The sequence below is a fragment of the Haladaptatus salinisoli genome, assembly GCF_020614375.1.
Classification (GTDB): Archaea; Halobacteriota; Halobacteria; order Halobacteriales; family Haladaptataceae; genus Haladaptatus; species Haladaptatus salinisoli.
The window spans coordinates 2593379-2618372 of sequence record NZ_CP085327.1 but is presented as its reverse complement, the minus strand read 5'-3'; the positions used below and the strand labels follow the sequence as shown (position 1 = coordinate 2618372).

25 protein-coding genes are annotated in these 24994 nt (G+C 63.8%); 18 read left to right on the top strand and 7 right to left on the bottom strand.

The genetic code is table 11. The features are described from left to right. The first annotated feature begins 30 nt into the window (after nucleotides 1–30). The 5 genes from LIX00_RS14355 (at nucleotide 31) to LIX00_RS14335 (ending at nucleotide 5331) form a co-directional block, all read left to right on the top strand. Nucleotides 31–612, top strand: coding sequence for a DUF2150 family protein (locus tag LIX00_RS14355; protein WP_227353871.1), 582 nt, complete (start codon nucleotides 31–33; stop codon nucleotides 610–612). A 44-nt stretch (nucleotides 613–656) separates the two neighbouring features. Beyond that, nucleotides 657–2414 (top strand): Ig-like domain-containing protein, encoded by a 1758-nt coding sequence (locus tag LIX00_RS14350; RefSeq protein ID WP_227353870.1) that lies wholly within the window; start codon nucleotides 657–659, stop codon nucleotides 2412–2414. 66 nt (nucleotides 2415–2480) lie between these two features. Then, nucleotides 2481–3818, top strand: a complete 1338-nt coding sequence (gene hmgB / locus LIX00_RS14345; RefSeq protein ID WP_227353869.1) for a hydroxymethylglutaryl-CoA synthase — start codon at nucleotides 2481–2483, stop codon at nucleotides 3816–3818. Nucleotides 3819–3955: 137 nt separating this feature from the next. Then, nucleotides 3956–4126: a hypothetical protein gene (locus LIX00_RS14340; RefSeq protein WP_227353868.1), complete on the top strand. Its 171-nt coding sequence runs from the start codon at nucleotides 3956–3958 to the stop codon at nucleotides 4124–4126. A 209-nt stretch (nucleotides 4127–4335) separates the two neighbouring features. Then, nucleotides 4336–5331, top strand: coding sequence for a DUF7351 domain-containing protein (locus LIX00_RS14335; RefSeq protein ID WP_227353867.1), 996 nt, complete (start codon nucleotides 4336–4338; stop codon nucleotides 5329–5331). Nucleotides 5332–5345: 14 nt separating this feature from the next. Here LIX00_RS14335 and psmA read toward each other — a convergent pair whose 3' ends face one another. From psmA to LIX00_RS14320, 3 genes are all read right to left on the bottom strand, one after another. Next, nucleotides 5346–6095, bottom strand: a complete 750-nt coding sequence (gene psmA / locus LIX00_RS14330; protein ID WP_227353866.1) for an archaeal proteasome endopeptidase complex subunit alpha — start codon at nucleotides 6093–6095, stop codon at nucleotides 5346–5348. Further along, the gene (locus tag LIX00_RS14325; protein WP_227353865.1) at nucleotides 6092–6709 is read right to left on the bottom strand and encodes an Ntn hydrolase family protein; all 618 of its coding nucleotides are present in this window, start codon (nucleotides 6707–6709) and stop codon (nucleotides 6092–6094) included. Before LIX00_RS14325 ends, psmA begins: the two co-directional genes overlap by 4 nt. A 76-nt stretch (nucleotides 6710–6785) precedes the next feature. Further along, the gene (locus LIX00_RS14320) at nucleotides 6786–7493 is read right to left on the bottom strand and encodes a helix-turn-helix domain-containing protein (protein WP_227353864.1); all 708 of its coding nucleotides are present in this window, start codon (nucleotides 7491–7493) and stop codon (nucleotides 6786–6788) included. A 281-nt stretch (nucleotides 7494–7774) separates the two neighbouring features. Here LIX00_RS14320 and LIX00_RS14315 point away from each other — a divergent pair, with 281 nt between their 5' ends. The 3 genes from LIX00_RS14315 (at nucleotide 7775) to LIX00_RS14305 (ending at nucleotide 9342) form a co-directional block, all read left to right on the top strand. Beyond that, nucleotides 7775–8386, top strand: coding sequence for a metal-dependent hydrolase (locus LIX00_RS14315; protein ID WP_227353863.1), 612 nt, complete (start codon nucleotides 7775–7777; stop codon nucleotides 8384–8386). A 24-nt stretch (nucleotides 8387–8410) separates the two neighbouring features. Continuing rightward, nucleotides 8411–8920 (top strand): GNAT family N-acetyltransferase, encoded by a 510-nt coding sequence (locus LIX00_RS14310; protein WP_227353862.1) that lies wholly within the window; start codon nucleotides 8411–8413, stop codon nucleotides 8918–8920. A 194-nt stretch (nucleotides 8921–9114) separates the two neighbouring features. Then, nucleotides 9115–9342: a hypothetical protein gene (locus LIX00_RS14305; RefSeq protein ID WP_227353861.1), complete on the top strand. Its 228-nt coding sequence runs from the start codon at nucleotides 9115–9117 to the stop codon at nucleotides 9340–9342. 103 nt (nucleotides 9343–9445) lie between these two features. Here LIX00_RS14305 and LIX00_RS14300 read toward each other — a convergent pair whose 3' ends face one another. From LIX00_RS14300 to LIX00_RS14290, 3 genes are read right to left on the bottom strand one after another with little or no spacing between them, the layout of a single operon-like run. Beyond that, nucleotides 9446–9667 (bottom strand): DUF7385 family protein, encoded by a 222-nt coding sequence (locus tag LIX00_RS14300; protein WP_227355708.1) that lies wholly within the window; start codon nucleotides 9665–9667, stop codon nucleotides 9446–9448. A 5-nt stretch (nucleotides 9668–9672) separates the two neighbouring features. Beyond that, complete coding sequence (locus LIX00_RS14295) at nucleotides 9673–10296, bottom strand: GNAT family N-acetyltransferase (protein ID WP_227353860.1); 624 nt, start codon at nucleotides 10294–10296, stop codon at nucleotides 9673–9675. Beyond that, nucleotides 10293–10898, bottom strand: coding sequence for a GNAT family N-acetyltransferase (locus tag LIX00_RS14290; RefSeq protein WP_227353859.1), 606 nt, complete (start codon nucleotides 10896–10898; stop codon nucleotides 10293–10295). The genes LIX00_RS14295 and LIX00_RS14290 overlap by 4 nt, the downstream gene beginning before the upstream one ends. A gap of 419 nt (nucleotides 10899–11317) precedes the next feature. Between LIX00_RS14290 and LIX00_RS14285 the strand changes: the two genes are divergently transcribed. The 5 genes from LIX00_RS14285 (at nucleotide 11318) to LIX00_RS14265 (ending at nucleotide 18758) form a co-directional block, all read left to right on the top strand. After that, on the top strand, nucleotides 11318–13738 hold the full coding sequence (locus tag LIX00_RS14285) for an amino acid permease (RefSeq protein ID WP_227353858.1): 2421 nt from the start codon (nucleotides 11318–11320) through the stop codon (nucleotides 13736–13738). Between the two features lie 315 nt (nucleotides 13739–14053). Beyond that, nucleotides 14054–14500: a universal stress protein gene (locus tag LIX00_RS14280; RefSeq protein ID WP_227353857.1), complete on the top strand. Its 447-nt coding sequence runs from the start codon at nucleotides 14054–14056 to the stop codon at nucleotides 14498–14500. Beyond that, entirely contained in the window at nucleotides 14493–16745 is a 2253-nt protein-coding gene (locus LIX00_RS14275) for an amino acid permease (RefSeq protein ID WP_227353856.1), read from the top strand. The genes LIX00_RS14280 and LIX00_RS14275 overlap by 8 nt, the downstream gene beginning before the upstream one ends. Nucleotides 16746–16994: 249 nt before the next feature. Beyond that, entirely contained in the window at nucleotides 16995–18548 is a 1554-nt protein-coding gene (locus LIX00_RS14270; RefSeq protein WP_227353855.1) for a TrkH family potassium uptake protein, read from the top strand. Next, on the top strand, nucleotides 18549–18758 hold the full coding sequence (locus LIX00_RS14265) for a hypothetical protein (protein ID WP_227353854.1): 210 nt from the start codon (nucleotides 18549–18551) through the stop codon (nucleotides 18756–18758). Here the strand turns inward: LIX00_RS14265 and LIX00_RS14260 are convergent. Continuing rightward, a complete protein-coding gene (locus LIX00_RS14260) occupies nucleotides 18755–19105 on the bottom strand; it encodes a hypothetical protein (protein WP_227353853.1) in 351 nt (116 codons plus the stop codon). The two genes, LIX00_RS14265 and LIX00_RS14260, sit on opposite strands and share 4 nt — an antisense overlap. A 77-nt stretch (nucleotides 19106–19182) precedes the next feature. On the opposite strand from LIX00_RS14260, the gene LIX00_RS14255 reads away from it, so the two are divergent. From LIX00_RS14255 to ddfA, 5 genes are all read left to right on the top strand, one after another. After that, nucleotides 19183–19866, top strand: a complete 684-nt coding sequence (locus LIX00_RS14255) for a potassium channel family protein (RefSeq protein WP_227353852.1) — start codon at nucleotides 19183–19185, stop codon at nucleotides 19864–19866. 158 nt (nucleotides 19867–20024) lie between these two features. Next, on the top strand, nucleotides 20025–22262 hold the full coding sequence (locus LIX00_RS14250) for a universal stress protein (protein ID WP_227353851.1): 2238 nt from the start codon (nucleotides 20025–20027) through the stop codon (nucleotides 22260–22262). A gap of 234 nt (nucleotides 22263–22496) precedes the next feature. After that, nucleotides 22497–23948 carry a replication factor C large subunit gene (locus LIX00_RS14245; RefSeq protein WP_227353850.1) on the top strand — a complete coding sequence of 484 codons (1452 nt, stop codon included), beginning with the start codon at nucleotides 22497–22499 and terminating at the stop codon, nucleotides 23946–23948. Between the two features lie 152 nt (nucleotides 23949–24100). After that, nucleotides 24101–24592, top strand: coding sequence for an Lrp/AsnC family transcriptional regulator (locus LIX00_RS14240; RefSeq protein ID WP_227353849.1), 492 nt, complete (start codon nucleotides 24101–24103; stop codon nucleotides 24590–24592). Between the two features lie 113 nt (nucleotides 24593–24705). Then, nucleotides 24706–24984 carry a DdfA family disk-determining factor gene (ddfA, locus tag LIX00_RS14235; protein ID WP_227353848.1) on the top strand — a complete coding sequence of 93 codons (279 nt, stop codon included), beginning with the start codon at nucleotides 24706–24708 and terminating at the stop codon, nucleotides 24982–24984. Nucleotides 24985–24994 lie beyond the last annotated feature (10 nt).

The window sequence follows — 24994 nt, the reverse complement described above, 5'->3', positions numbered from 1 at the left end:
CCTATTTATCGTGCTATGCACGACAGAGATATGAGCGCACCCCCAGAGGAGTTCTACTCGGAAGAACGCTGGCAGAACTGGTTGGACAGAATCAGGGACGAGGACATCGACCCCGAGAACGAGGACTCGGCGCGCCTGCTCCTCAACCTACAGGACGACGTGGCCATCGCCGTCGCCAAAATCGTCACCGCGTACGACGACGGCGACCTCGACGAGGAGTCGGCGCTCTCCGAACTCGCCGACATCCGCGAGACGGTTCTCGAGGAAGTCGAGTTCGAGGACGAAGAGAAGGCGATGCTCATCGACGGCGTTCAGACGAGTCTCCTCTGCGTGTTCTACGCCTCCGAAGAGTACGTCGCCCGCGGCCCCGCGGAGGACGCGAGCGTCGAAGAGTACGTTCGCGAAGCGTCGAAAGCCGAGGACGCCGAGGATCTGGATTCGGCGCTCGGCCTCGTCGCGGCGGGCGGGACGCGAATCATCGCGGGCGACGAACTCGACATGTCGGTGACCGAGGAACTGGAGTACGGACTGGTCACCGAGTGGGTGAACGGTCTCGATAGCCTCCAGAGCGCGATGAGCGACCCCGAGGTCGTCGAGGAAGAAGACGAGTAATCGAGTACGAAGGTTTTTGTTCTCGACCTGTTTTTGTCCCATCGATGACGCTTCGAGCGGACGACCGCGGGGTGACCGTGCAGGTCGGGACGCTACTCCTCTTCGCCACGCTCGTCGTCGCGATGTCGCTGTATCAGGCCACCGTCGTTCCGAATCAGAACGCCGAGGTCGAGTTCCGCCACGGCGAACGGGTTCAGGGCCAGTTGCACGACGTTCGAAACTCCATCCTCCGAGCGAGTGCGACCGGAACGGACCAGCCGACGTCGGTGACGCTCGGAACGCGGTACCCGGAGCGCGTGTTCTTCCTCAACCCGCCGCCCGCGTCGGGGACGCTCCGGACCGTCGAACTGGGGAACGTCAGTATCGAGAACGTCGCCGCGAGCGCGCCGGAGACGGCGGACTACGTGAGCGGCACGCTCACGTTCGAGACGCGGGAACTTGTGTACGCGCCGAACTACCACCGGTACGGGAACGCGCCCGACACGGTGTACGAGAACACGGTCGTCTACAACCGCGCCGACGAGGGGAGCGCGACGCTGACCGAGCAGGGACTCGTTCGGGGGCGGAGCATCACGCTCGTCGCGCTCGACGGTGAGCTATCGCGGTCCCAGTCCGGCACGACGAGCCTCGACCCGCGCGCGATTAGCCCGTCGACCACCGTCACTCGAACGGTTCCGATTCGGTCGAACGGGACCGGGAACGTGACGGTTCGCGTGCCGACCGGTCTCGGCGAGGGGGAGTGGAAGCGGTTGCTCGAAGACCAGATGACGCCGGACGGTTACGTGACTAACGTCAGCGTCGAGGGAGGCGTTCTCGAACTGACGTTGCGCGAAACCGACGCGAGCGGCGACCCCGTCACCTACGACCTTCGGATGGCGAAGGTCGGCGTCGGGTCGGGGGCGTCGAACGCGAAGTCTCGCTACGTGACGAAGGTCTCCGGCGGCGGTGCGAGCGTCGTCGAGAACGGCCGCCGTCGGTTGGTCGTGGAGGTCAGAGACCGATACAACAACCCCGTCTCCGGCGCGACGGTGAACTTCACGCTCGCGGAGGCGAAGTCGAAAACGGAACACGAACTCGACAACGGAACGGCGGGCGGAGAGACGGTGCGGGCGACGACCGGCGCGGACGGGCGAGCGTCGGTTAGCTACCGTCTCGACTCCGTCCAGGGGAAGGGTGACGACGCCGAAGTTCGGGTCGGTATCGACGGTACGCCACCTGCGGAGGGGGCGTTCGACGTGCAACGCAAGGAGACCCTCGCGTTCTCGCTCACCTTGGTCGGTCGGAACGGCGGCGACGGCGGGGGGGACGACTCGCCGGGCGACGGCGGCGGCGGACAGCTGAAGTACCGAGGGGACGGGACGGCGGTCGACATCGACGACAGCGGAAAAGCGGCCGGAGTTCGGTTCAGCGTCGCCGGAAACGCGGAACGGTCGATCACCATCACGGATATCGGAATCGACCCCCGGGAGAACGTCAAGCGATTGAGCGACCCGACCGCCGACGTCGGCGAGTGGAAGAGCGAGGTGTACGTGGACGCAGACGTAAGAAACGGCGGCGTCGACGTCGGGAACGGCGTCGACCTTCCGGCGACCATCGATATCGACCGAGACGGGTGGTACGGCCACTACGACGGCGAACCGGTGCTCTCCGGCGACGGAACCGCGACGTTCTCACTCTACCAGTTCCGGACGAACGGGGGAGTCCAAGCGGAGATGTCGAACAGCGCCATCGACGTGACCCTCAAGTACGAACTGGAAGACGGAACGACCGGGTCGGTGACGTTCACCGTCTCGCCCGAGTGATTTCGACGTTCGTCGATAGCTCTATCGACAAACCCTTATAGTACGTTACGTAATGTGGGAGCAAGAATGACAGCCGTAGGTATCGACGCCGTCGAAATCTGGACCGGCAAACTGAAACTCGACCTGCCGGAGACGGTCGCGCCGATAAAGGACAAGGACCCCGACTACTACACGAAGGGGTTGGGACTGTACGCCAGTTCCTTCCCGGACGCGCACGAGGACATCGTGACGATGGGCGCGAACGCGGCCTATCGGCTGATGGAGCGCAAGGGGCTGACGCCGGACGACATCGGGCGCATCGACGTGGCGACCGAGTCGGCGTTCGACAACTCCAAGCCGGTCTCTACGTACATCGCGGGATGCCTCGAACAGGTGTACGACGAGGACTTCCACCACGCGAACAAGGGCGAACGCAAGTTCGCCTGCATCGCCGGAACGCAGAGCCTCGACGACGCCTACAACTGGATAAAGGCGGGACGGAACCGCGGGCGGAGCGCGCTCGTCGTCGCCACCGACACCGCGCTGTACGCTCGCGGCGATCCCGGCGAGGCGACGCAGGGCGCGGGCGCGGTCGCCATGCTCATCAGCGAGGATCCGAGCATCGTGGAACTCTCGACGGAACAGGGCTACGGCAGCGCCGACGAGACGGACTTCCTGAAGCCGAACCAGCAGTTCCCGAGCGTGGACGGGAAACGGTCGATGCAGGTGTACCTCGCCCGCATGCGCGAGGCGCTCGAGGACTTCGAGAACGCCGGCGGTGAAACCCACCCCGACGATTACGTCTTCGGCCCGTACCACACGCCCTTCCCGGGGATGGTTCGGAAGGCGGGCCTGTTCGCATTCCGTCACACGATACGGGACACGGACATCGAAGACGAGCTCGCCGCGAAAATCGGCCGTCAACCCCGTGAGGACGAGTACGACGACCGAGAGGCCTACGAGGAGGCCATCCGCGCGTACATGGACGACCTCAAATCGACCGAGCAGTACCGCGAGTGGTACGCGAACACCATCGAACCCACGCTCGGTATCTCGCGCGAAGTCGGCAACTGGTACACGGGGTCGGTGCACATCGCCCGCGCCTCGGCGCTCCAGTACGCCGTCGAAAACGACATGGGGATGGTCGGCAAGAAGCTCCTCGTCGGATCCTACGGAAGCGGCGCGCAGGCCGAAATCCACGCCGAAACCGTTCAGGACGGCTGGGACGAGGAGATCACCCAACTCTCGATCGACGAGCAGATTCGAAACCGCCACAACCTGACGTACGAGGAGTACGAACTGGTTCACGACCGCCACAACCACGACAAGCGCGTCGAACTCGACGACTTTACCGAACCCGAAAACGAGTTCGTCTTTACCGGCCGCGGCGAGATGGACGAGCGAACCTACGAGTACGTGGAGTAAACCTGCGGGCCGATTTTCCGAGTTCGTCACGTAACACCGCCGAGCCGCTCGGTCGGGGACCGATTCAGCGCTCCCGCGAACGGTCCCGAAAAGTAGCGGACCGTAGTCCACTTGTGAGAAATGTTTGTACTATCAGTGTGGAGAATACGTTCGAAGGAATCAGGGGGATGCTTTTGGGTATCCAGTTGTCGCTTCTCGGCTACGTCTCCGAAAGTCTCGGGACTGCTACGGAGGAGGTCAACGGTCTCCTTCTCGTCGGCGGAACCGCCCTGACGGTTGGCAGATTCGCCGCCGGGCGAGGTCGGTAAGCGCCGACAGCCGAACGACTTTCGCACTCGAATCGCCGACCGAAAGGAGGGTTCCACCACCTCGGTTCGCCGACGCGTCGCTCCGACTCCGGGGACGACCTCGAACCGGCGGGAGAGTAGGCGTTCGCGCGCTTCGACGAACGATTTATCCGCGCACCGCCCTTGCGTGTACCCGAACGACAAGCCGCCGAGCGCGGACGCGAACCATCATGACCGAATCCGAATCGGAGACCCAGTCGGCCGACGGAAACGAACCGCAGGCGACGACCGAGAGTCCGCCGGAATCGACCGAAGACGAGCGACCGTGGACGCCCGCGCCGGAGGAAAACCGGACGGACCCCGCCGACGCCTTCGGCGTGCTGGGCAACGAAGTTCGGATGGCCGCGCTCCGCGCGCTCGTGGACGCGGAGGCCGAGGGGGACGACTCCCTCGCGTTCTCGGACCTGTTCGAGGCGACGCCGGCCGGCGACACCGCCGGATTCTCCTACCACCTCCGCCAGTTGACCGACCACTTCGTCCGGAAAACCGAGGGAGGATACGCCCTGACGTACGCCGGGCGCGAAATAGCGCGAGCGATTCGCGCCGGAACCTACACCGACAGCGTGGACTTCGACCCGATCGCGGTGGACGACCCCTGCCCGTTCTGCGGCGAGGAGCGACTGGAGGCCCGCGGCGAGGACAACTACGTCGCCGTCGAGTGCGGGGCGTGCGGCAGACCGACGCTGACGCTCCCGTTTCCGCCGGGCGGCCACCGCGCGCACGACCCGGAGGGACTGCTGACGGCGTTCGACCGCCACCACCGCCACCGCCTCTCGCTCATGGCCGACGGCGTCTGCCCCGAGTGCAGCGCCCCGGCGGAGGCCCGCGTCGATTATCGCGACGCCGACGACGGGCCGGACGAAACGCGTCGCCCGCAGGTTCGGTTCGACTGCGAGCGGTGCGGTTGTCGGCTCCGCTCGCCCGTGACGCTCGCGGTGCTCGAACACCCCGCGGTCATCTCGTTCTACCACGACCACGGCGACGACGTCCGAGAGCGCCCGCTGTGGAACGTCGGCGAGGAGTGGCGAGAGCGGGTGGTGTCGGAAGAGCCGTGGTGCGTGAGGGTTTCGACGAAGATCGACGGCGAGGTGCTGGCGCTGTTCGTCGCCGCGAACCTCGACGTGGTGACGGTACGGCGGACGACCGCCTCCGCGTCGGCGTCGTGAGACGGCGCGGCGGGTTACGACGCGCCGTCGGCGAGCAGGTCGAGCGAGTCCAGCGTGGAGCGCCGCGCGTCCGCGTCGAGTTCGCGGTACGTCGGGTCGATAGCCGCGACGTCGACTTCCTCGGGCGAGAGCGGGCCGCCCCGCGATTCGGCGAGCGCGGAGAGGGCGAGTTCGACGCCCGAATCGACCGAACAGTCGGGGTCGTACTTACCTTCGAGGTACTCGCGCACGGAGTCGTCGTCGGCGCCGATGGCCGTCGCCCGCCACTCGTAGGACGTACCCGACGGGTCGGTTTCGAAGAGGCGCGGGCGGGGTGCGGAGTCGTCGCCCGGTAAATCGACGCCGCCCACGAGGAGGGCCGCGCCGAACGGACGCGCGCCGCCCTGCTGCGTGAACTCCTGGACGTGGTCGGTCACGGCCTTGGTGAACGGTTCGACCGCCATCGGTTCGCCGTAGCGCAGACGGTCCGTCTGGGCGCGACGGCGGCCGAAATCGACGAGTTGCCGCGCGTCGGCGACGTGCCCCGCGCTGCCGACGCCGATGTGGTCGTCTATCTTGTGGAGTTTCTCGATGCCCTCGGCTTCGAGCAGGGGCGAGCGCAGGCGCTTGCTCGCGGCCAACACGACGCCGTCGCGGGCGCGGACGCCCACGCTGACCTGTCCGCGGCGAACCGCCTCGCGGGCGTACTCGACCTGGTAGAGGCGACCGTCGGGCGAGAAGATGTTCGTCCCGCGGTCGTAGGCCTGCTGGCGCTGTCCGTTCATGCCGCCACCTCCCGGTCGTCGCCGGTCCGAATTTCGACGCCGTCGGTCGAAACGGTCGCCGTCGTGAGTCCGTTTCCGCTCGCGGTGTCGCGTTCGGCGGCGCTCTCCACGGCCCTCGCCGCGACGCGTCGTGCGGCCTCGGTCGAGAGCCCCCGTTCGTACTCGCGTTCGAGGACGCCGTACGCGAGTTGCATCCCGCTCCCGGCCGCGACGTAGTCGGCCTCCACGACGCCGCCGCCCGCGTCGAGGTCGTAGACGTGCGGACCGGTCGCGTCGACGCCGCCGAGGGTCGGTTGTGCGGCGCGGTACGGGCCGCTCCGGAGGAGGTTTCCGGCGAGCGTCGAGAGCGCGGCCACGTCGATGTCCGTGCCGCGGCGCGTCTCGTAGAGGCTCGTTTCGGCCCTGAGCGTTCGGACGAACGATTGGAGGTCGCCGACGCCGCCGGCGAGCGTTATCGCGGCGGTCGGGTGGACTCGCTGGATTTTCTGGACGTTCTTGTTCGTGACGAATCGGCCGCCGCCGACGCTGGCGCGGCGGTCCGCGGCGAGCAGAACGCTCTCGTCGGTCGTCAGGGCGACCGTGGTCGTCCCGGTCTTCGTTATCGACTCGGACATGAGAGAGGAGAGGGGTTCCGTTCGGAAAAGTGTTAGCTAAAATATATTTTAGCAGGTGTCGCGAATCGGAGAGGAGTCACGGCGCGAGGTCGCGCATCGCCTCCAACATCGCCTCCTTCTCGCAGTCGGTGACGGCCAGCGAGAAGCCGTCGAGTTGGGCGAGTTTCGGCGCGTGCTCCCAGAGGTCGTCCGGGCCGAGTCCGTGGAGGACGACGGCGTTCGGCGTGGGATTGACGACGCGCATGGCGACCAGCGGGGACTCCCCGCGCGTGACGTTGGTGAAGACGAGCGCGCGGCTCGTGCTCTGGCCGTAGAGGCGGTAGAACTCCTCGCTGGAGAGGCGGGTGATGGCTTCGATGCTGTCGATGACGGTGTGGCCGGTGATGCGCGCCTGCGCCCCCGACGCCAGTTCGGTGGCGTCGATGGCGTCGTAGAACCGCGATATCGGGACGCCGGTCGGGTACTCGCGCAGGTCGCTGACGATGTCGCTGTCGAATCCCGCCGAGAGCACGCGCGCGTACTGGCGAATCCGTCCGCCGCCGCGCCGTTCGTCGATGTCGAGCAGGGCCTCGACGGTTCGGCGGACGACGCCGATGCCCGGGTTCTCGCGCCGACCGCTCTCGTAGTCGGAGACGACCGACGAGGAGACGTCGAGGTGGTCGGCGAGCGCGGTCTGGGACACGTCGAAGTCGGTCCGCCACTTGCGCAAGGTCGCCCCGGGGTCGTCGCTCAGGGTGATTTCGCCCGCGATTTGCTCGGCGAGCGTCCGGCGCGCGTCTGTCATGCCTTCGCGTGTGATGGTCGCACGGAAAAGCGTATCGAAACTTGGTTTCGACGGACGTCGAAGTCCGCGCGACGAGGACGCGCCCGTCGGAGCGTCGTCCGATTCGACTCGTCGAACCGGATTCCGTCCGCCCACGTCGACGAGCAACGACCGAATAAACACCGTAAGCGCGACCCCACGAGCCCCGTCCGCAGAGTCAATGCGACCCTTCGAAAGTACGCCGACCTTACGCCGTTCGTCAGGGGAAAAGCCATATCTTCGAAGCTAGCGTCCAGCCCTTGATGCCATCGACGGTCGTTCACGTCGCGGTGGCCGGCTTACTCGCCACGTCGCTGCTCGCCGACCACTTCGACGCCCGCGCGGCGCTGGTGGTGATGGCCGCCGCCGCGCTTCCGGACCTCGACACGCTGGTGGGATTGTGGGTTCCGGGGGGGCACAGGGCGGTGTTGCACACCCTCCTCCTACCGGCGGGGATGGGCGCGCTTCTGCTCGTCGACCGGGCGCGGGGAAATCTGATACGTCGGCGCTGGGGGGACTACGGCGTCCGAGTCGCGTGGGTCAGCCTCGTCTCGCTGCTCGTCGCGGGCATCGGCCTCGACCTGTTCACGAACGGCGTGAACGCCCTCTACCCGCTTCACGACCAGTTCTACAGCGTCTCCGGCGAACTCAGCTTCTCGAACGAACGCGGACTCGTCCAGACGTTCGTCGAAACGAAAGCCCGCGGGTCGACGGAGACCACGCACTACCGAACCGGGTTCGACCTCGCGCGCGGTCCCGACCCGAAGCGAAAAGAGCGCGTGTTTCCCGTCGTTCAGAGCGGCCGACAGCTCCTCCTCGGTGCGATGAGCTTCGGCATCCTCGGATTCCGAGTGTGGGAATCGCACAAGAAGTAAGCCCCCGTCGCACCGACTGGGAGTATGGAGACGGACGGAGTCGAGATTCGACCCTACGACGCGAACGACGAGGATGACGCGAAGGAACTCTGGAAGCTAAAGCGCGGTTTCGAACTCGGCCTCGGCGAGGGAACCGGCGGCGACGACAAGGCCGCGGTGTACGCCGAAAAACTGACCGACGAGTACCGCCAGCGGTATCGGGAGTGGGTCGAGCGATGCGCGAGCGCCGACGAGCGCTGCGTCACGGTCGCGGACGCGGGCGACGAACTCGCGGGGTACGTGTTCGTCCTCCCCGACGACTTCGCGTTCGTCTGGGACGCCGCCGTCTTGAACGAGATTTTCGTCCGCCCCGACCACCGCGGAACCGGCGTCGCCGACGAGTTGATGGACGCCGCCGTCGACTTCGCCCGCGACCAGACCCTCCCCCTCGGCAGGCTGGTGCTGGACGTCGACCGCGAGAACGCCCGGGCGCGGTCGTTCTACGACCGACACGGCTTCGAGCACTGGGGCGAGATGGTCGCGCGAGAACTGTGAGGGGAGTGCGACAGGAGCTCAATATCGTGCCCCTGAGTTGCACGGTATTCGATACCGAACCGTATTGATTATAAATCGTCCGGATTACGGACGAAAATCGAGATGTTTATTCGTATCTGAGTTAATCTTCTCATAACGCCCGTCCGGGGCCGATTACTCTCCGGCGGTTCCGACGGCGCGGCGGTGAGAAAAACATGTGGCAAGAGTACGTCTTCCTAGCGGGTAGTATCGTCATCATGATCTCGCTCGTTCCGACGATTCGCGACGAGGAGGCGAAGGTACCGCTCCGAACCAGCGTTCCGTCCGTCGTCGTGTTGTTCGTGCAGACGCTGGCGTTTCTCTCGATGGGGCTGACCTTTTCCGCGGTCGGTACCGGGATGGGATTCGGTCTCTGGTCGCTCATCGCGACGTACAAGTCGTAACGGGCGATTACGAGGACCGGGTTCGCGGCAACCGCCCGTGGCGGCGCAAATCGCGCCGCGAGTCGTGAACGACGACCTCTGCGTCGACGAAAACGGTTCGGCGTCACTCGTGCGTGAACGCCAACAGTCGGTCGTCCTCCCGAACGACGCAGAGCCGCATCGATCCGGTCGGGCGAAAGCTGTATTCTCGCTTCTCCGTCGCCAGCAGGTCGGCGAACGGTTCGTCGCAGGCCGGGCATGCGACCGAATCGCGGTTCTCGAACAGTCTGGTGTGTCCGGCGTCCCGCTTCAGCTTCAGGCGGTGGCGAATCGCGTGGACGTCCATCTCGGTCACGACCGGACACCTTCGCGGCTCGCCGACCCTCGATTCGCCGCCCACCGCTCGCGGGAGACGGCGTAGCGGTGGACGTCGGCGACCTCGTCGTCCATCGGCATCCAATTGCGAAGCAGGCAGTCGCGCCGACCGCCGAACCGTTCGACGTACTTCTCGATGGCCCGACGCGACCGTTCGTTTTCCGCGTTGTGGCTCACCGCGACGAGTTCCAAATCGAGGCGGTCGAAGGCGACTTCCAGCAGGGCCGCCGCGCGTTCGCCCGAATACCCTCGGTCCCAGAACCGCCTGCCGAGGATGAGACCGAGGCGCGCGCTCCGTTTTTCCCACTCGGGGTACAGCAGCGTCATCCCGGCGAGTTCGCCCACGTTCGGTTCGCCCTCCGTCGGACGAACCGCGTACTGCGCGTTCGTTCCTTCCTCCCACCCGGATTCCGCCTTCTCGATGCGGTCTCGGGGCCCTTGCAGCGACCGATACGGCGACTGCGGGACGTGTTCGAACACCTCGCTCGCCTCGGGGGCGGAGAACAGGTCGTAGAGTTCGTTCACGGAAACGTTTTCGCGGCACAGTCGCTCCAGCACCAATCGTTCGGTCTCGACGCGGTCGGGGAAGAGGCCGGTCACGACTGGTCGCCCTCTCGAATTCCCTCCCACTGCTCGCGCGTCACCGTGAAGCGATGCGAGTCGAGCACCTCGTCGCCGTCCGGATGCCAGTTGCGCAGGATACCGTCGTACTGCCCTCCGTGGGCGTCGACGTACTTCTCGATGGCCCGACGCGATTTCTCGTTCCCGTCGGTGTGCTCGACCGCCACCAGTTCGAGGTCGAGGCGGTCGAACGCCAGTTCCATCAGCGCGGCGGCGCGCTCGCCGGAGTAACCCCGCCCCCAGAACGGTTTGCGGAGCCAGAGACCGAGCGCGCCCGTCCGGCGGTCCCAGTCGACGCCGAGACCGGTCGTTCCGGCGATTTCGCCCGCGCCGTCCTCGCCGTCTTTCGGACGAATCACGAACTCCGCGCCCGTCGCTTCGTCGCGCCGCTTCGCCGCCCAGTCGACGAACTCCTTCGTCTCCTTCGGCGTGGCGTGCGGTTCCCACGAGAGGTGTTCGGTTATCTCGTCGATGTCCGGCGCGTCGTGCGCCGTGTGCCGGTAGAGGTCGAACACATCGACGTTCTCGTGCGTGATCGCTTCCAGTACGAGGCGCTCCGTCTCGATGCGCTCGGGGAACATGGCACGGACGACACGTCGCGGGGACAAAAATTTTCTGACAGTTAAACGGTCCGCGCCGCTTCCGAGCGAGCGGGGTGTGAGTTCGTGGAAAAGGAGGCGATTCACCGGACGGACGCGTCCTCAGAGTTCTTCGAGGTGCGCGGGGGCGACCCCCGAAATCGTCCGCGAAGTCGCCGACGACTCGTCGGTCGTGGGTCGCGAAGGCTCGACGTAGCGAACGAACTCGATACGGATTTCGGCTGATTATTTCCTTTCGAGATGCTCAAAATAGAGAAGGATGTTTAGACAGATGGCCGTCTGTAAATAGATTGAAGTGCCCGTATCCGGCGTTCTCGGCGTCTTTTTTCGTTTAGTGTCGAAAGATCGTTTCTTGCGCACGCGCCAGTTCTTTTTTACTGGGCGAGTGAGTACGGGAGCGTATGGCGGATGACCCTGCACAGGATGTAGTTGCAGAAGAGCCAGCCGGGGAAGGAGACGTCGACACGGAACTCTCTCGGGATATGAGCCTGTTCGACATCACGTTCATCGGCGTCGGCGCGATGATCGGCGCGGGCGTCTTCGCGCTGACCGGCTTCGCGGCGGGCATCGCCGGTCCCGCGCTCACCGCCGCGTTCATCCTCAACGGGTTCGTCGCGATGTTCACCGCGGTTTCGTACGCGGAACTCGGCGCGGCGTTCCCCGAAGCGGGCGGCGGCTACCTCTGGGTGAAGGAAGCTCTCGTCGACCCGAACGGCTTCTACGCCGGGTGGATGAGTTGGTTCGCCCACGCGGTCGCGTGTTCGCTGTACGCCGTGACCTTCGGGACGTTCTTCGTCCACCTCATCGAGTACGTGGGGGTCATCCACTTCCCGGCGTTCGGATTCGGTTTGATATTCTTCGAGAAGCTCCTCGCCGTCCTGATGATCGCGGCGTTCGCCTACATCAACTTCCGCGGGGCGGAGGAGACGGGGAAGGCGGGGGTCGTCGTCACCGCCATCAAGGTCGTCATCCTCGGTCTCTTCGTCGGTTTCGGCATCTGGGCGACCCTCCAGCAGCCGAACTGGACGACGAAGTTCCTCAACAGTCCGAGCTTCGCGCCCGGCGGCTGGATGGGTATCGTGGGCGCGATGGGGTTCACCTACATCGCGTTCGAGGGGTACGAGATCATCGTTCAATCCGGAGAGGAGGTCGTTAACCCCGGAAAGAACGTGCCGAAAGCGGTGTTCTACTCGATGTACATCGTCGTCCCCATCTACGTGCTCGTGGCGTTCGCGGCCATCGGCGGCATCGACGTCACCCAACAACTCATCACCACCACCGCGATTCCGGACACCGCGAGTCCGTCGCTCCCGACGTGGGAAGCGCTCGGTTACATGGGCGAACTCGGCATCATCAGCGCGGCGGGGCAGTTCGTTCCCTACGGCGTCCCGCTCCTGTTGTTCGCCGGACTGGCGGCGACGATGAGCGCGCTGAACGCGACCGTGTACTCGTCCAGTCGCGTCTCGTTCGCGATGGGCCGCGACCGCGCGTTGCCCGGTATCTTCGACAGCATCCACTCCGACAAGCGAACGCCCCACTGGGCGATTCTCATCTCGGCGGTTCTCATCGCCGCGATGGCGGTCACGCTCCCCATCGAGAGCGTCGCCGCCTCCGCGGACATCATGTTCATCCTACTGTTCGTGCAGGTGAACTGGACGGTCATCCGGATGCGCCAAACCCATCCGGACCTTCCTCGAACGTACACGGTACCGTTCATGCCGTGGCCGCCGCTCATCGGCATCGTCCTCCAGTTCCTGCTCACGCCGTTCTTGCTCCTCGAACTCGGGTTGCAGCCCGGTTTGACGGGACAGAACTCCCACGGGTTCGTCGCGCTGGTCACGACCGCGGTGTGGATGCTCCTCGGCCTCGGCATCTACTACGGCTACTCGAAACAGCAAGAGGCGGAACAGCTCGAGGAAGAAACCCCGACCGTGGTCTCCCCCGAACCGACCTCGTCCGGGGAGAACCAGATCGTCGTTCCCATCTCAAACCCCGACAACGCCGAGCAGTTGATGCGAACCGCCGTCGATCTGGCGAAGGACGAGGAGGCGTACCCGGACGGGGAGATTCTCGTGATGAGCGTCGTGACGGTGCCCCAGCAAACGCCGCTCTCGGAGGGCCGTGAGTTCGTGGAAGACGAACCGGACATGCTCGACGACGCGATGGACATCGCCCGGGAAGCCGACGTGCCGGTCAGCGGCACGATTCGAATCGGCCACGACGTGGCGAAGGCGATCCTCAACACCGTCGAGCAGTACGATAGCGAAGCGGTGCTCATGGGGTGGAAGGGTCAGCACAAATCGCAGCGGCGGGACATCATACTCGGAAGCAACGTCGATCAGGTCGCGCAGGAGGCTCCGTGCGACGTGATGGTGGAGCGCGTCGCCCCCGACGCGACCGGGGAGGTCGATCGGATACTCGTCCCGACCGCCGGTGGCCCGCACGCGGAACTCGCCGCGGATATCGCGGACAGCATCGCGTACACGCAAGACGCCGAAGTGGACGTGATCTACGTGGTGGACCAAGGCACCGATGAGAGCGATCGATCGGAGGGACGAGCGATAGTTGACGATACCGTCGCCAGCTTCCGCGAGGGAATCACGGTATCCGGCGAGGTTCTCGAAGGGCAGGACGTTGTCGATACGGTTATCGACCGGTCGGCGGGGTACGATCTCATCGTCGTCGGTGCGACGCGGGAGGGACTGCTGGACCAACTCGTCTTCGGAGCGATTCCCGAACAAATCGGCCGCCGGGCGCAGAACACGGTGATAATGGCCAAACGGCACCTCGGCATCACCTCGCGACTTCGCCGGTGGCTGTGACCTCGCTCGGCGACGGACGCGGATATCGAACGCTGTAGGCGAATTTCGCGTCGAGTTATCGGGATTGATCGTTTTTTCGGTCCCTTTCTTCTCCTGACGGAGAAAGCGCGTGAAAGTACGCAATCGGAAATATGAGGTCCTTGATTTGCGCGTAACGCAGTCCCGACCGGACGAAAATCCTCGAATGAATTAAGGATGTGAAGATACGACACGTTGGATAATGAATTTGCGAACCCGACAATCGCGCCGTGATTCCAGCGAGCGACGGATACTTCGAGGACGAATCGCGGCAAATCGATAAATAATTTACTTCCCATGCCAGAAACGTTATTCCGCAAGGTACTCATCCCGGTCGCATCGGAGTCTGACGCAGAAACGACGTGTCGAGCGCTGCTACCGTACCTCGACCGAGACGCGAGCGAGGCGAAAATCGTCCACGTCATCGAGAAGGCGGACGGAGCGCCCGACAAAACGTCGCCCGAGCAACTCCAGGAGGAAGCCGAGAAAATGTTCGACAGGGTCATCGAACGGTTTACGAACGCCGATTTCACGAATTTCGAAACCGAGGTGCAGTACGGGACGGACGTCGCCGACACCATCATCGAAGCGGGGCGTCAGTACGGTGCGTCGGCCATCGTCTTCACACCCCGCGGCGGCAGTCGCTGGGCGCGGCTCCTCACCGGTGACGTGGCGTACTCCCTGTTGACGGACACCGACCGTCCGGTTATCACGCTTCCCCCGGGGGAGGACTCACATGGATGAGCAGGAACTCGCCCGGGATTTAGGCTTCCTCGAAGCCTACACGATCGGCCTCGGAACGATGATCGGCGCCGGAATCTTCGTGCTTCCCAGCATCGCCGCGGAGGCGGCGGGTCCCGCCAGTATGATTTCGTTCGCCCTCGGCGGTGTCGTGTCGTTGCTGGCCGCCCTCTCGCTGTCCGAACTCGCCACCGGAATGCCGAAGGCGGGCGGGAGTTACTATTACGTCAATCGGGCGCTCGGTAGCTTCTTCGGGAGCATCGTCGGGTGGGGAATGTGGGCCGGACTGATGTTCGCGAGCGCGTTTTATATGCTCGGATTCGGCCAGTATCTGACGTACTTCCTCCCCATGGGGTCGACGGGGGTGGCGATCGCCGCGCTCGTAATGTCCGCTATTCTGACCGGCGTCAACTACTACGGGGTGAAAGAAACAGGTGCGCTGCAGAACGTTATCGTCATCGCGCTCGTCGGCCTCATCATAGTGTTCGTCGCGTTCGGCGTCCTCCACGTCGACACGCTCGGTGAATTCAATCCGAACGGTTGGGGTGCGGTTATCGCCACCATCGGGACGGTGTACGTGACGTTCATCGGGTTCGAAGTGATCGCGACGAGCGCCGAGGAAATCAAGAACCCGAGTCGGAACCTTCCGCTGTCGATGATCGCGGCGGTCGTCACGCCGACGCTGCTGTACGTACTCGTCATGTTCGTCAGCACGGGAACGCTCAGCATCGAGGCCCTCGCTACGTCGAGAATTCCGGTGGCGGACGTCGCCCAGCGGGTCCTCGGAACCGTCGGCGCGGTCGCGATGGTCGTCGGGGCCGTCCTCGCGACGGTATCGAGCGCGAACGCATCGATACTGTCCGCCGCGCGGGTGAACTTCGCCATGGGCCGGGACAAAATTCTCTCCAACTGGCTCAACGAAGTACACGACCAGTTCCGAACGCCGTACCGCGCGATTATGGCGACGGGTGCGATCATCCTGCTGTTGATAACCGTCGGCATCGGTATCGGGACGCTCGCCGAGGTCGCGAGTTTCGCGTACCTGGTCACCTACTCGCTCGTTCACGTCGCCGTCATCGTCATGCGGCGAGCAGACCCCGCCGATTACGATCCGGCGTTCGAAATCCCGGACCGATTCTTCCTCTTTCCGCTCGTGCCCGTCCTCGGCTGTCTCGCGTGCGTCTGGGTGCTCGTTCAGATGCGCACCCTCGTTCAGTTACTCGGTCTGGGAATCGTGGGCGTCGGCATCGCGTGGTATTTCGTCTACGCGCGCGACCGAGCGGTGCGAGAAGGGTTGTTGGGGGAAGCGATCGCCCCGTCGCCAACGCTCTCCGCGGACGGAACCGGACGGTACCGGGTGGTCGTCCCCGTCGCGAATCCGGAAACCGAACGCGAACTCCTTCGTCTCGCCGCTGCGAGCGCCCACGCGCACGACGACGAACAGGCCGAACTCGTCGCGGTGAACGTCATCGAAGTCCCGCAACAGACGTCGCTCTCGCAAGACCTCGAGTTCGAAGAGGAGCGCGTCCGTAAACAACAGCGACTCCTCGACGAAGCGCGGGATATCGCGGACGACCTCGACGTCGGACTGCGAACGCGGGCGATCGTCGGGCGGAACGTCGGCGACGTCGTCCTCGACGTGATCGAAGAGGAGAACGCCGATCACGTGCTTCTCGGATGGAAAGGCCGGCGGAGCGCCCGCGAACACATCCTCGGCTCGAACATCGATCCGATCATCGAGCGAGCACCCTGCGAGGCGACGCTGGTGAAACTGAAGACTGACCGCGCGCGCGACGACGTCGAGGATATCGTCGTTCTCGCCGGGGAAGGTCCCCACGCCCCGGTCGCCGCCCGACGTGCCGGCGAGTTCGTCGCCGCGACCCGCGGGAACGCGCGGCTAACGCTGCTGAACGTCCAGCACGAATCCGAAGCGAACGAGGGAGACCCATCGGAGCGAGGCGAAGAGATCATCGACTCCGTGGCGAGCGCGGCGGGCATCGAGTTCATGGATTACGACCCCCGAGTTATCGTCACCGACGACATCGAACCGACCATTCTCGACGCCGTCGAATCGTACGACACGGTTTGCGTCGGAGCGACGCGCTCAGGCTCCGTTTCGCGGGCGCTCTTCGGCTCGCTTCCCGAAACCGTCGGCGAACACGCGCCGGGGACGGTGGCGATGGTTCGCGCCGGTCAACGAAAGCCGCAGTCGATTCGAGACGGACTGGTCGCCCGTCTCGTGCGGTAACGACCGCGGAGCGACGCCACCGAAGCCCGTCGAGGCGGTATCGCGGGCTCGGTCGGAACGCACTACACCGCTTTTCGCCTCTCTCGCGAACAGCGGTCGGCGACTACCCGTCTAAATCCCGAACGTACTGGCGAAAGCTGAAATCACACGGACCACGATTCGGATTCGGCAGCGTATTTAAGTTCGAATATCGGGAATGGCGTCCTGAAACCCATCAATATAAATGGTATCTCGGGATAGCACCCAACGATGGTGGCGTGGCTACGAACGATCGGACGCGACCTCGGGCGAATGCTGCAGGCGTTATCCGCGATGCTGTTCCTCTCGCTGATCGTCCCGACCGTGTGGCGGGAGTACTACGCGATTCCGGGACTCCTGCTTTCCGGGTTGATCACGTTCGGCGTTGGCAGTGGACTGGCGAAACTTTGCCGCGATGCCGCCGAACCGGGGAAGCTCCACGGGATGATGATCGCCGCGTCGGGTTGGTTTTTAGTCGCGCTCTTTGGCGCACTGCCGTTCTACTTCATCGCGTGGACGGTCGCGCTCGACCCAGGATTTCTCGCCGTTCCGCAGATGCGACCGGAGGGATACGAGACGCTCGCTGCGTTCAGACGACCGATAAACGGCATCTTCGAGAGCATGAGTGGCTTCACCGGAACGGGATTGACGATGACCAACCGGGAGGACCTCCTCCCCCGGACGCTCCAGTGGTGGCGGTCGTTCATCGAATGGGTGGGCGGCGTCGGCGTCATCGTGCTCACGACCGCGATTCTCGCCCGTCCCGGGAGCGGGTCGCTCACGCTCTACGAGAGCGAAGCGCGTTCCGAGAAGATTCACCCGAGCATCGTCTCGACCGTCCAGACCATCTGGTGGATCTTCCTGCTGTTCACGTTCCTCTCGATCCTCCTCCTCTGGTTCGCGGGAATGCCGATGTGGGGCGCGATAAACCACGCGATGACCGGTCTGGCGACGGGCGGGTTCAGCATCACCGACAGTAGCATCGGCACGTACGACAGCGTGGCTATCGACTTCGCGCTCATCCCCGTGATGATTCTCGGCAGCATCGCCTTTCCGATTCACTATCTGATTCTGCGAGGGGAGCTGAAGAACCTGTACACCGACCTCCAGACGAGATGGGTGTTCGGATTTTTCGGGGCTGGAACGATCGCGTTGACCGGGATGTTGTTTTTCAATCAAACGTACGAATCGTATTTCCAAGCGTTTCGATACGGTGTGTTTCAGTTCGTCTCGGCAGCGTCGTGCACCGGGTTTCAAACCGCCGGCGCGCTCGGGAACGCGTGGTCGGCGGAAGCGCAGCTCGTCGTCTCGTTCGGCATGGTCGTCGGTGCTGCCGCCGGTTCGACGGTCGGCGGCATCAAACTGATTCGGTTCGCAACGCTTACGAAGGGAACGTGGTACCGGATTACGAACGTGTTCTATCCGGATTCTGCGCTTCGCCCGTTCGAACTAGACGGGCGCGTTTTGACCGACGCGGAGACGGCCCGGGAGTTCGAAGAAGCGGCCATCATCGCATTTCTCTGGGTCGTGTTCCTGGTGCTGGGAATGTTCGTCCTCCTCGTCACGCTTCCCGTCGGTGGGGACGGGTATAGCCTCCAAAACGTGGTGTTCGAGGTCGCCAGCGCACAAGGGAACGTCGGTCTTTCGAGCGGGATTACCGGGGCAGCGATGCCGTTCGTGATCAAGGTGACGTTCGTCTTCAATATGTGGATCGGTCGGCTCGAAATCATCCCCGTACTGGTACTACTTCGCGGTCTCTTTCGCGGTACGGAGGTGTACCGGTGAATGATCCGCCCTCGTACCTTCCCACTCTTCCGTCGACTCACGCGGTTCGGCGGCCAAGACGCCGTCTTCGATATCATGCTACTCGTCGGGCCACTGCTCATCGTGAGTATCGCCCTCGTCGGGCGAACGGTAGTTACGAGCGCCCTCGCCGGCGGATACGTCCTCTTTTTCCTCGGCTACCTCCTGTACAAGGGACTGAGCTACCGCTAGTCTCCCGCTTCGACGCGACCGAGAAACGACCAGTGGAGCTTCGGTTTTCCATCGACGGGCGATTGTTCGACTCGTACACGGTACAGATACGGTCCGTGAGGACAGTTATCGCAGCCTTCGGCACAGGGTTGTTTCTTCGTGACGAGCGTGTACCCGTCCTGTTCTTTGATGCTGATGATCTCTTCGCCGGGACCTTCCTCGATCTGCGTCGTCGGTTCCGTTCGCTCCTCGAGCAACGTCTGTGCGTAGCTGATGGCTTCCCGAAGGGATCCATCGTCGAGGGCGGATAATTCGTCGGCAATCTGGTCCGGCACATCGATGTCGGAATCCGCATTTTTGCGGCCCATAGTTGATTATTGCCCCGCTCTATTAAAAACCCGATTGAGTAATCCTATATACGATGAGCAACGAGAACCACTGAGAGATGTATCTCATCATCGTCGGCGCTGGGAGCATCGGAAGTCAACTCATCAAACTCGCGACCGAACAAAGCAACGACGTGGTCGTCATCGAAAAGGATTCGAACGTCGCCGAGCGAGCGGCGTCGACCTACGATTGTCTCGTCATCAACGCGGACGCGACGATTATGGAGACACTCGAGGAAGCCGGAGGTGACCAGGCTGATGCGATTATCAGCACCACCGACGAGGACGCGATCAACATCATGGTGATGTTGCTCGCCCAGGAACTGGACATTCCATCGCTCGTCTCGGTCGTCCACAATCCGGAGCACATGCAGGTCTTCCGCCAAATCGGCGTGAACGTCCTCGAAAATCCGCAGCACCTCATCGCGGAGTACCTCTACCGCGCCGTCCAGCGTCCGTCCGTGAAAGACTTCATGCACTTGGGTGACAACGCGGAAGTCTTCGAGATCACGGCCACCAAGGGGAGTGAAATCGTCGGGACGACGCTTCGAGAGGCGGACGAAAGGGGACTGTTAGGCGACGACGTTCTCATCGTCGCCATTCAACGTGGTCAGTCGGTCATCACCCCCCGCGGCGAGACCGAAATCCGGACGGGCGACCTCGTCACGGTGTTCTCCAAGCGGGGCTTCGCTCCGGACGTCATGGAACTCTTCACGGGCGACGAACGCGTCGACGGTCGGTGAGGAGTTCGCGCGCTGATGCTCGGCTACGATCACACCACCGTCATCGCCGTTGGATCCGTAACGAAGTCGATATACACTTATGTTCCCACCGTCTTCACAAGGAGACACCGCGGGACGAAACCGGGCCGTAACCGGCAAACGTACCAACAGATTTCAATATGGCGAAAGACCTCGAACGCGACCTCGGCTTGTATGCGACGATAACCATCAGCATCGGCGCGATGGTGGGCAGCGGCATCTTCGTTCTTCCCGGACTGGCCGCCGCAAAAACGGGGCCGAGCGTCATTCTCGCGTATTTACTGGCGGGGCTCATCGTCCTTCCTGCCGCCCTTTCGAAGGCCGAGATGGCGACCGCGATTCCCGAAGCCGGCGGTACCTACCTCTTCATCGACCGCGCGATGGGGCCGCTCCCGGGAACTATCGCCGGTATCGGCGCGTGGTTCTCGCTCGTTTTTAAGAGCGCGTTCGCGCTCGTCGGCCTCGGCGCGTACCTCCTCATCTTCGTCGAGGTCCCGTCAGGGTTACTCGTGTTCGTCGGACTGGCCCTCGGTGTGCTCCTCATCGTCGTCAACGTCGTCGGCGTCAAGCAGACCGGACGACTCCAAGCGGGAATCGTGAGCCTCGTGTTGCTCGTGTTGGTCGGCTTCGTCGCCGACGGAATGACGTTCGTCGAACAGTCTCACTACCATCCGTTTTTGACCCACGGGAACGGCGGCCTCCTCGCCGCGACCGGATTCGTGTTCGTCTCTTACGCGGGCGTCACTAAAATCGCGAGCGTCGCCGAAGAAGTCGAAGATCCGGGGCGAAACATCCCCCGCGCGATCCTCATCTCGGTTCTCGTGATGATGCTAGTGTACACGCTAACCGTCTTCGTCATCGTGGGCGTCGTTCCCGCACCGGAGCTCCAAGACAAACACAACCTAACGCCCATGGCGATGGCGGCCCGAGCGTTCGCCGGGTCAGCCGGACAACTCGGACTCGCCGTCGTCGCCGTGTTCGCGCTGACGAGTATGGCGAACGCGGGAATCCTCTCGTCGTCGCGCTATCCGCTCGCGATGAGTCGAGATTCGCTCGCTCCACCGAGGTTCAGCGAGGTGAGCGAGCGATTCAAAACCCCGATCTGGTCGATCGGATTTACCGGAGCCATCCTCCTCGTCCTCATCGCGTTCGTTCCCGTCGTCAATCTCGCCAAACTGGCGAGCGCATTCCAAATCCTGGTCTTCGTCTTCATCAACGGCGCGCTCATCGCGTTCCGAGAGAGCGAACTGGACTGGTACGCGCCGGAGTTCACTGCCCCCGGCTATCCGTGGGTACAGGCGTTCGGTGCCGCTGGCGGGCTCGTTCTCCTGACCCAGATGGGTCTCATCGCGCTCGGGGGGGCCGCCGGCATCATCGTCGTGGGCATCGCGTGGTACCGGTTCTACGGGCGGGAGAAGACCGAACGCGAAGGTGCGGCGCTCGACGCGGTTCGACGGTCGACCAGCTCGCAAACGCTCGCGGAAACGGAACGGACGGTTGCCGACGGTGACGGTGTGAGCGGTGACGGACACGTCCTCGTCGCGATGGACGCGGAGACGTCCGCCGAGCGTGAACGCGCGCTGCTGACGGTCGCGGCGAACGTCGCGCAGCAACGAGGTGGCACCGTCCACGCCGTTCGCTTCGAGGAAGTACCCGAACAGTTGACGCTCTCGTCCGCGACCGACATGCGCCCGGACGACCGAGAGTTCGAAACGCAGACGCGCGAGTTAGCGGCGTCGTTTTCGGCGCCGATCGAAGCGCGTGAAATCGTCAGTCACGACACGAAGCGGGCGGTCGTCAACTACGCTCGCGACATCGAAGCGGAACTCCTTCTCGGCGAGTGGCGCCCGGAACACTGGCACGCCGAACTGCTCGGCAGCGACGTCGACTGGTTCATGAAACACGCACCGTGTGCCGTCGTGTTCCTCCGCGATCGCGGCTTCGACGACATCGATACCATCGCAGTGCTCACACAACGAGGGCCGTACGGTCCGGTGAAAGTCGCCGTCGCCAACGCGATCGCCGCCGAGTTCGGGGCGAAGATTCGGTTCGTGACGGCGGTCGACGCAGACGCGTCGGACGAACTCCTCGACGCGACGCGCGAGTTCCTGGACGAACTCGAACGGCTCTGTTCGGTCGAGACGGAGAGTACCGTACTCGAAACGACCGAGACGGTCGATGAGCTCGTTGCAGCGACGACCAAGGCTGATTTGGCCATTCTCGGAACGGTTGCCCACTCTCGAGCGCACGAACTGGTCTTCGGCGACCCCGCGACGGACATTAGCGATAAGGTCGACTGCAGCGTTCTGCTCGTCCATCCTCCGAAGTCGCGGAGCCAGACGTTCTTTAAAGCGATTATCAGGCGAATCGCGTACTGATCGATCCGACGCCGAGCGGTGGAAGGCGACCGATGTTCGTCTCCGTGCGCGGTAGCTCCGAGGTGCGGAACGCGACCCGTCGATTAGTACTTCGAATTTCCGTCGACGTGCGCGGTCCAGCGGGCTTTTTGCCCCTCGGTTACTACGATGGCGTATGCTCATCTTCGGAATCGTCGCGCGGCATCTCCCGCCGTCAGAAGTACTCCGGCCGCTCGTACGTAGGGTGTCGAACGCATGGTAGACTGGACGGAGAAGTATCGTCCGAGCACGCTCTCGGAGGTGCGAGGGAACAACACGGCCCGCGACGAACTGCTCGAGTGGGCCGAGACGTGGGACGACCACGGGGACGCAGTCATCCTCCACGGGAGCCCCGGCGTCGGGAAGACCTCGGCGGCCCACGCGCTGGCCAACGACATGGACTGGCCGACCATCGAGTTGAACGCCAGCGACCAGCGCACCGGGGGCGTCATCAAACGAATCGCGGGCGAGGCGGCGAAGAGCGGAACCCTGACCGGCGGCGCGGCGGGCAGGCGACTCGTGATCCTGGACGAGGCGGACAACCTGACGCACAACGCCGACCGCGGCGGGTCGCGGGCGATAACCGAGGTCGTGAAGTCGGCGAGCCAACCGCTCGTGCTCATCGCGAACGAGTTCTACGACATGTCGAACTCCCTGCGCAACGCCTGCGAGACCGTCGAGTTCCGGGACGTGTCGGCTCGGAGCATCAAGCCCGTCCTCCGGGATATCTGCCGACAGGAGGGCATCGAGTACGAATCCGCCGCCCTGGAGGCCATCGCCGAGAAGGACAGCGGCGACCTGCGCTCCGCCGTGAACGACCTCCAAGCGGTCGCCGAGTCGAACGACCGCCTCACGGAGGCGGACGTGGTGACGGGCGAGCGAGACACGACGAGCGGCATCTTCGAGTTTCTCGACGACCTCATCAAGAAGGAGGACGCGGAGGGCGCGCTGAAGGCGTCCTACGACGTGGACGAGACGCCGGACAACCTGCTCAACTGGATCGAGGACAACGTTCCGAAGGACTACGAGGGCGGCGAACTGGCGGACGCATACGGCTACATGGCGGACGCCGACCGCTGGCTCGGGCGGGTGCGCGCCACGCAGAACTACCGCTTCTGGCGCTACGCGAGCGACAACATGACAGCCGGGGTCGCCGCGTCCCGCCGGGAGAAGAAGGGCGGTTGGACTCGCTACGGACCGCCGAGCTACTGGCGCAAACTCGGCAGTTCGCGGGGCAAACGGAACACGCGCGACTACATCGCTCGGAAGATAGCCGAGGAGAGCGGCATCAGCATGAGCACGGCGCGTCGGGACGTCATCCCCTTCCTCGCGGAGATGACCCATCACTGCAAGAATCGGGAGCTGACCGTGGCGATGGCGGCGCGGTACGACATGGAGGAAAAACACGTCGCGTTCATCACCGGGAGCGGAAAGAACACGAAAAAGGTCCAGCGGATCGTCGAGGACGCCGAGGAACGGAAGGAGAAGGCCGCGGTCGAGCACTCGGGCGGAGCCTTCGAAGGCGGTTTCGCGTCGGACCCGAGCGACGAGGACGCGGACGACGAGCCGGAGACGGAAGAATCCGCGCCCGAAGAACCGGCGGAGCCGGAGGTCGCGGAGGACGAAGGGTCGAACGACGGCCAGTCAGGCCTCGGCGACTTCGTGTGAGGCCCGACTATCGCCCGCGACGAACGGAGCGAACGACGGATCGTATCCGGTTATTCTGCGCAATTCTAGAAAACAACAAGTAGAGGTATCGATAACACCAACTATCACGCACCGGTAAAAGATGCTATTACCGTTCGTCTCCACGGGAGGGTATGGGGAAGCGCGAACTCGATTCGGTGGATAAGGGCATCCTCTATCTGCTCCAGAGAGACGCCCGCAATCACACGACCAAAGAGATGGGCGAGAGGGTGGGAGTGGCCGCCAGCACCGTCGCGAGCCGCATAAAGAAGCTGGAGCGTTCGGGCGTCATCGTCGGGTACCGGCCGAGGATCGACTACGAACGGGCGGGATACGATAGCCACCTCATCGTCGTCGGGACCGTACCGACCGAGAGACGCGACTCGATAATCGACGAACTCGCCGAGGTGTCCGGCATCGTGAACATCCGCACGGTGCTGACGGACGAGGAGAACGTCTCCATCGAAATCGTCGGGGCGACGCAGTCCGAGGTCGAAGAGCGCGTCGAAGCGCTGAACGACCGCGGCGTCTCCGTCGTTCGAACGGACCTACTGAGGGAGGAGCACGAACGGCCGTTCGATCACTTCGGAACGGGGCTCGCGGACGACGGGGATGAATTCGCGTAACGAAGCCCGAAATATTCCGTTTTCGTGGACGATTTGGCGCGCCTTTAAATACTCATCCGGTATATGTACACTATACGACACGTTTTTGAGTCGCGAACGACGACTAGTTCGTGATGAAGACCACGGGAAATTCTTGGGACGACGGGCGTCCTGTCAGCGAAGTGGTTGTCGAAGCGGTCGCCGAGGAAACGGGGACGTCCCCGGAGCGAATCACGCCGCCGCTGTACGACGCCGTCGACCCGGAGGCGCTGAACAACCTCTTCGAGGATACCGCGAACGCCGGTCGAAGAGAAGGTCGGGTGGTGTTCGCGTACAGCGGCTTCGAGGTCACGGTCCGAGAGGACGGAAGCGTCGCGCTCGAACCGATGGAACGACGGCGAGCCTCCGACTGAGGGGTCGGAA

Bases quoted from the DNA above. Each gene is read 5' to 3' on its own strand.
- hmgB (WP_227353869.1), top strand. From the start codon at position 2,481: ATGACAGCCGTAGGTATCGACGCCGTCGAAATCTGGACCGGCAAACTG.
- LIX00_RS14300 (WP_227355708.1), bottom strand. From the start codon at position 9,667: ATGGACGTCCACGCGATTCGCCACCGCCTGAAGCTGAAGCGGGACGCC.
- LIX00_RS14290 (WP_227353859.1), bottom strand. From the start codon at position 10,898: ATGTTCCCCGAGCGCATCGAGACGGAGCGCCTCGTACTGGAAGCGATC.
- LIX00_RS14280 (WP_227353857.1), top strand. From the start codon at position 14,054: ATGCCAGAAACGTTATTCCGCAAGGTACTCATCCCGGTCGCATCGGAG.
- LIX00_RS14305 (WP_227353861.1), top strand. From the start codon at position 9,115: ATGTGGCAAGAGTACGTCTTCCTAGCGGGTAGTATCGTCATCATGATC.
- LIX00_RS14240 (WP_227353849.1), top strand. From the start codon at position 24,101: ATGGGGAAGCGCGAACTCGATTCGGTGGATAAGGGCATCCTCTATCTG.
- LIX00_RS14355 (WP_227353871.1), top strand. From the start codon at position 31: ATGAGCGCACCCCCAGAGGAGTTCTACTCGGAAGAACGCTGGCAGAAC.
- LIX00_RS14335 (WP_227353867.1), top strand. From the start codon at position 4,336: ATGACCGAATCCGAATCGGAGACCCAGTCGGCCGACGGAAACGAACCG.
- LIX00_RS14250 (WP_227353851.1), top strand. From the start codon at position 20,025: ATGGCGAAAGACCTCGAACGCGACCTCGGCTTGTATGCGACGATAACC.
- LIX00_RS14285 (WP_227353858.1), top strand. From the start codon at position 11,318: ATGGCGGATGACCCTGCACAGGATGTAGTTGCAGAAGAGCCAGCCGGG.
- LIX00_RS14325 (WP_227353865.1), bottom strand. From the start codon at position 6,709: ATGTCCGAGTCGATAACGAAGACCGGGACGACCACGGTCGCCCTGACG.
- LIX00_RS14350 (WP_227353870.1), top strand. From the start codon at position 657: ATGACGCTTCGAGCGGACGACCGCGGGGTGACCGTGCAGGTCGGGACG.
- ddfA (WP_227353848.1), top strand. From the start codon at position 24,706: ATGAAGACCACGGGAAATTCTTGGGACGACGGGCGTCCTGTCAGCGAA.
- LIX00_RS14275 (WP_227353856.1), top strand. From the start codon at position 14,493: ATGGATGAGCAGGAACTCGCCCGGGATTTAGGCTTCCTCGAAGCCTAC.
- LIX00_RS14315 (WP_227353863.1), top strand. From the start codon at position 7,775: ATGCCATCGACGGTCGTTCACGTCGCGGTGGCCGGCTTACTCGCCACG.
- LIX00_RS14245 (WP_227353850.1), top strand. From the start codon at position 22,497: ATGGTAGACTGGACGGAGAAGTATCGTCCGAGCACGCTCTCGGAGGTG.
- LIX00_RS14265 (WP_227353854.1), top strand. From the start codon at position 18,549: ATGATCCGCCCTCGTACCTTCCCACTCTTCCGTCGACTCACGCGGTTC.
- LIX00_RS14270 (WP_227353855.1), top strand. From the start codon at position 16,995: ATGGTGGCGTGGCTACGAACGATCGGACGCGACCTCGGGCGAATGCTG.
- LIX00_RS14310 (WP_227353862.1), top strand. From the start codon at position 8,411: ATGGAGACGGACGGAGTCGAGATTCGACCCTACGACGCGAACGACGAG.
- LIX00_RS14260 (WP_227353853.1), bottom strand. From the start codon at position 19,105: ATGGGCCGCAAAAATGCGGATTCCGACATCGATGTGCCGGACCAGATT.
- psmA (WP_227353866.1), bottom strand. From the start codon at position 6,095: ATGAACGGACAGCGCCAGCAGGCCTACGACCGCGGGACGAACATCTTC.
- LIX00_RS14320 (WP_227353864.1), bottom strand. From the start codon at position 7,493: ATGACAGACGCGCGCCGGACGCTCGCCGAGCAAATCGCGGGCGAAATC.
- LIX00_RS14255 (WP_227353852.1), top strand. From the start codon at position 19,183: ATGTATCTCATCATCGTCGGCGCTGGGAGCATCGGAAGTCAACTCATC.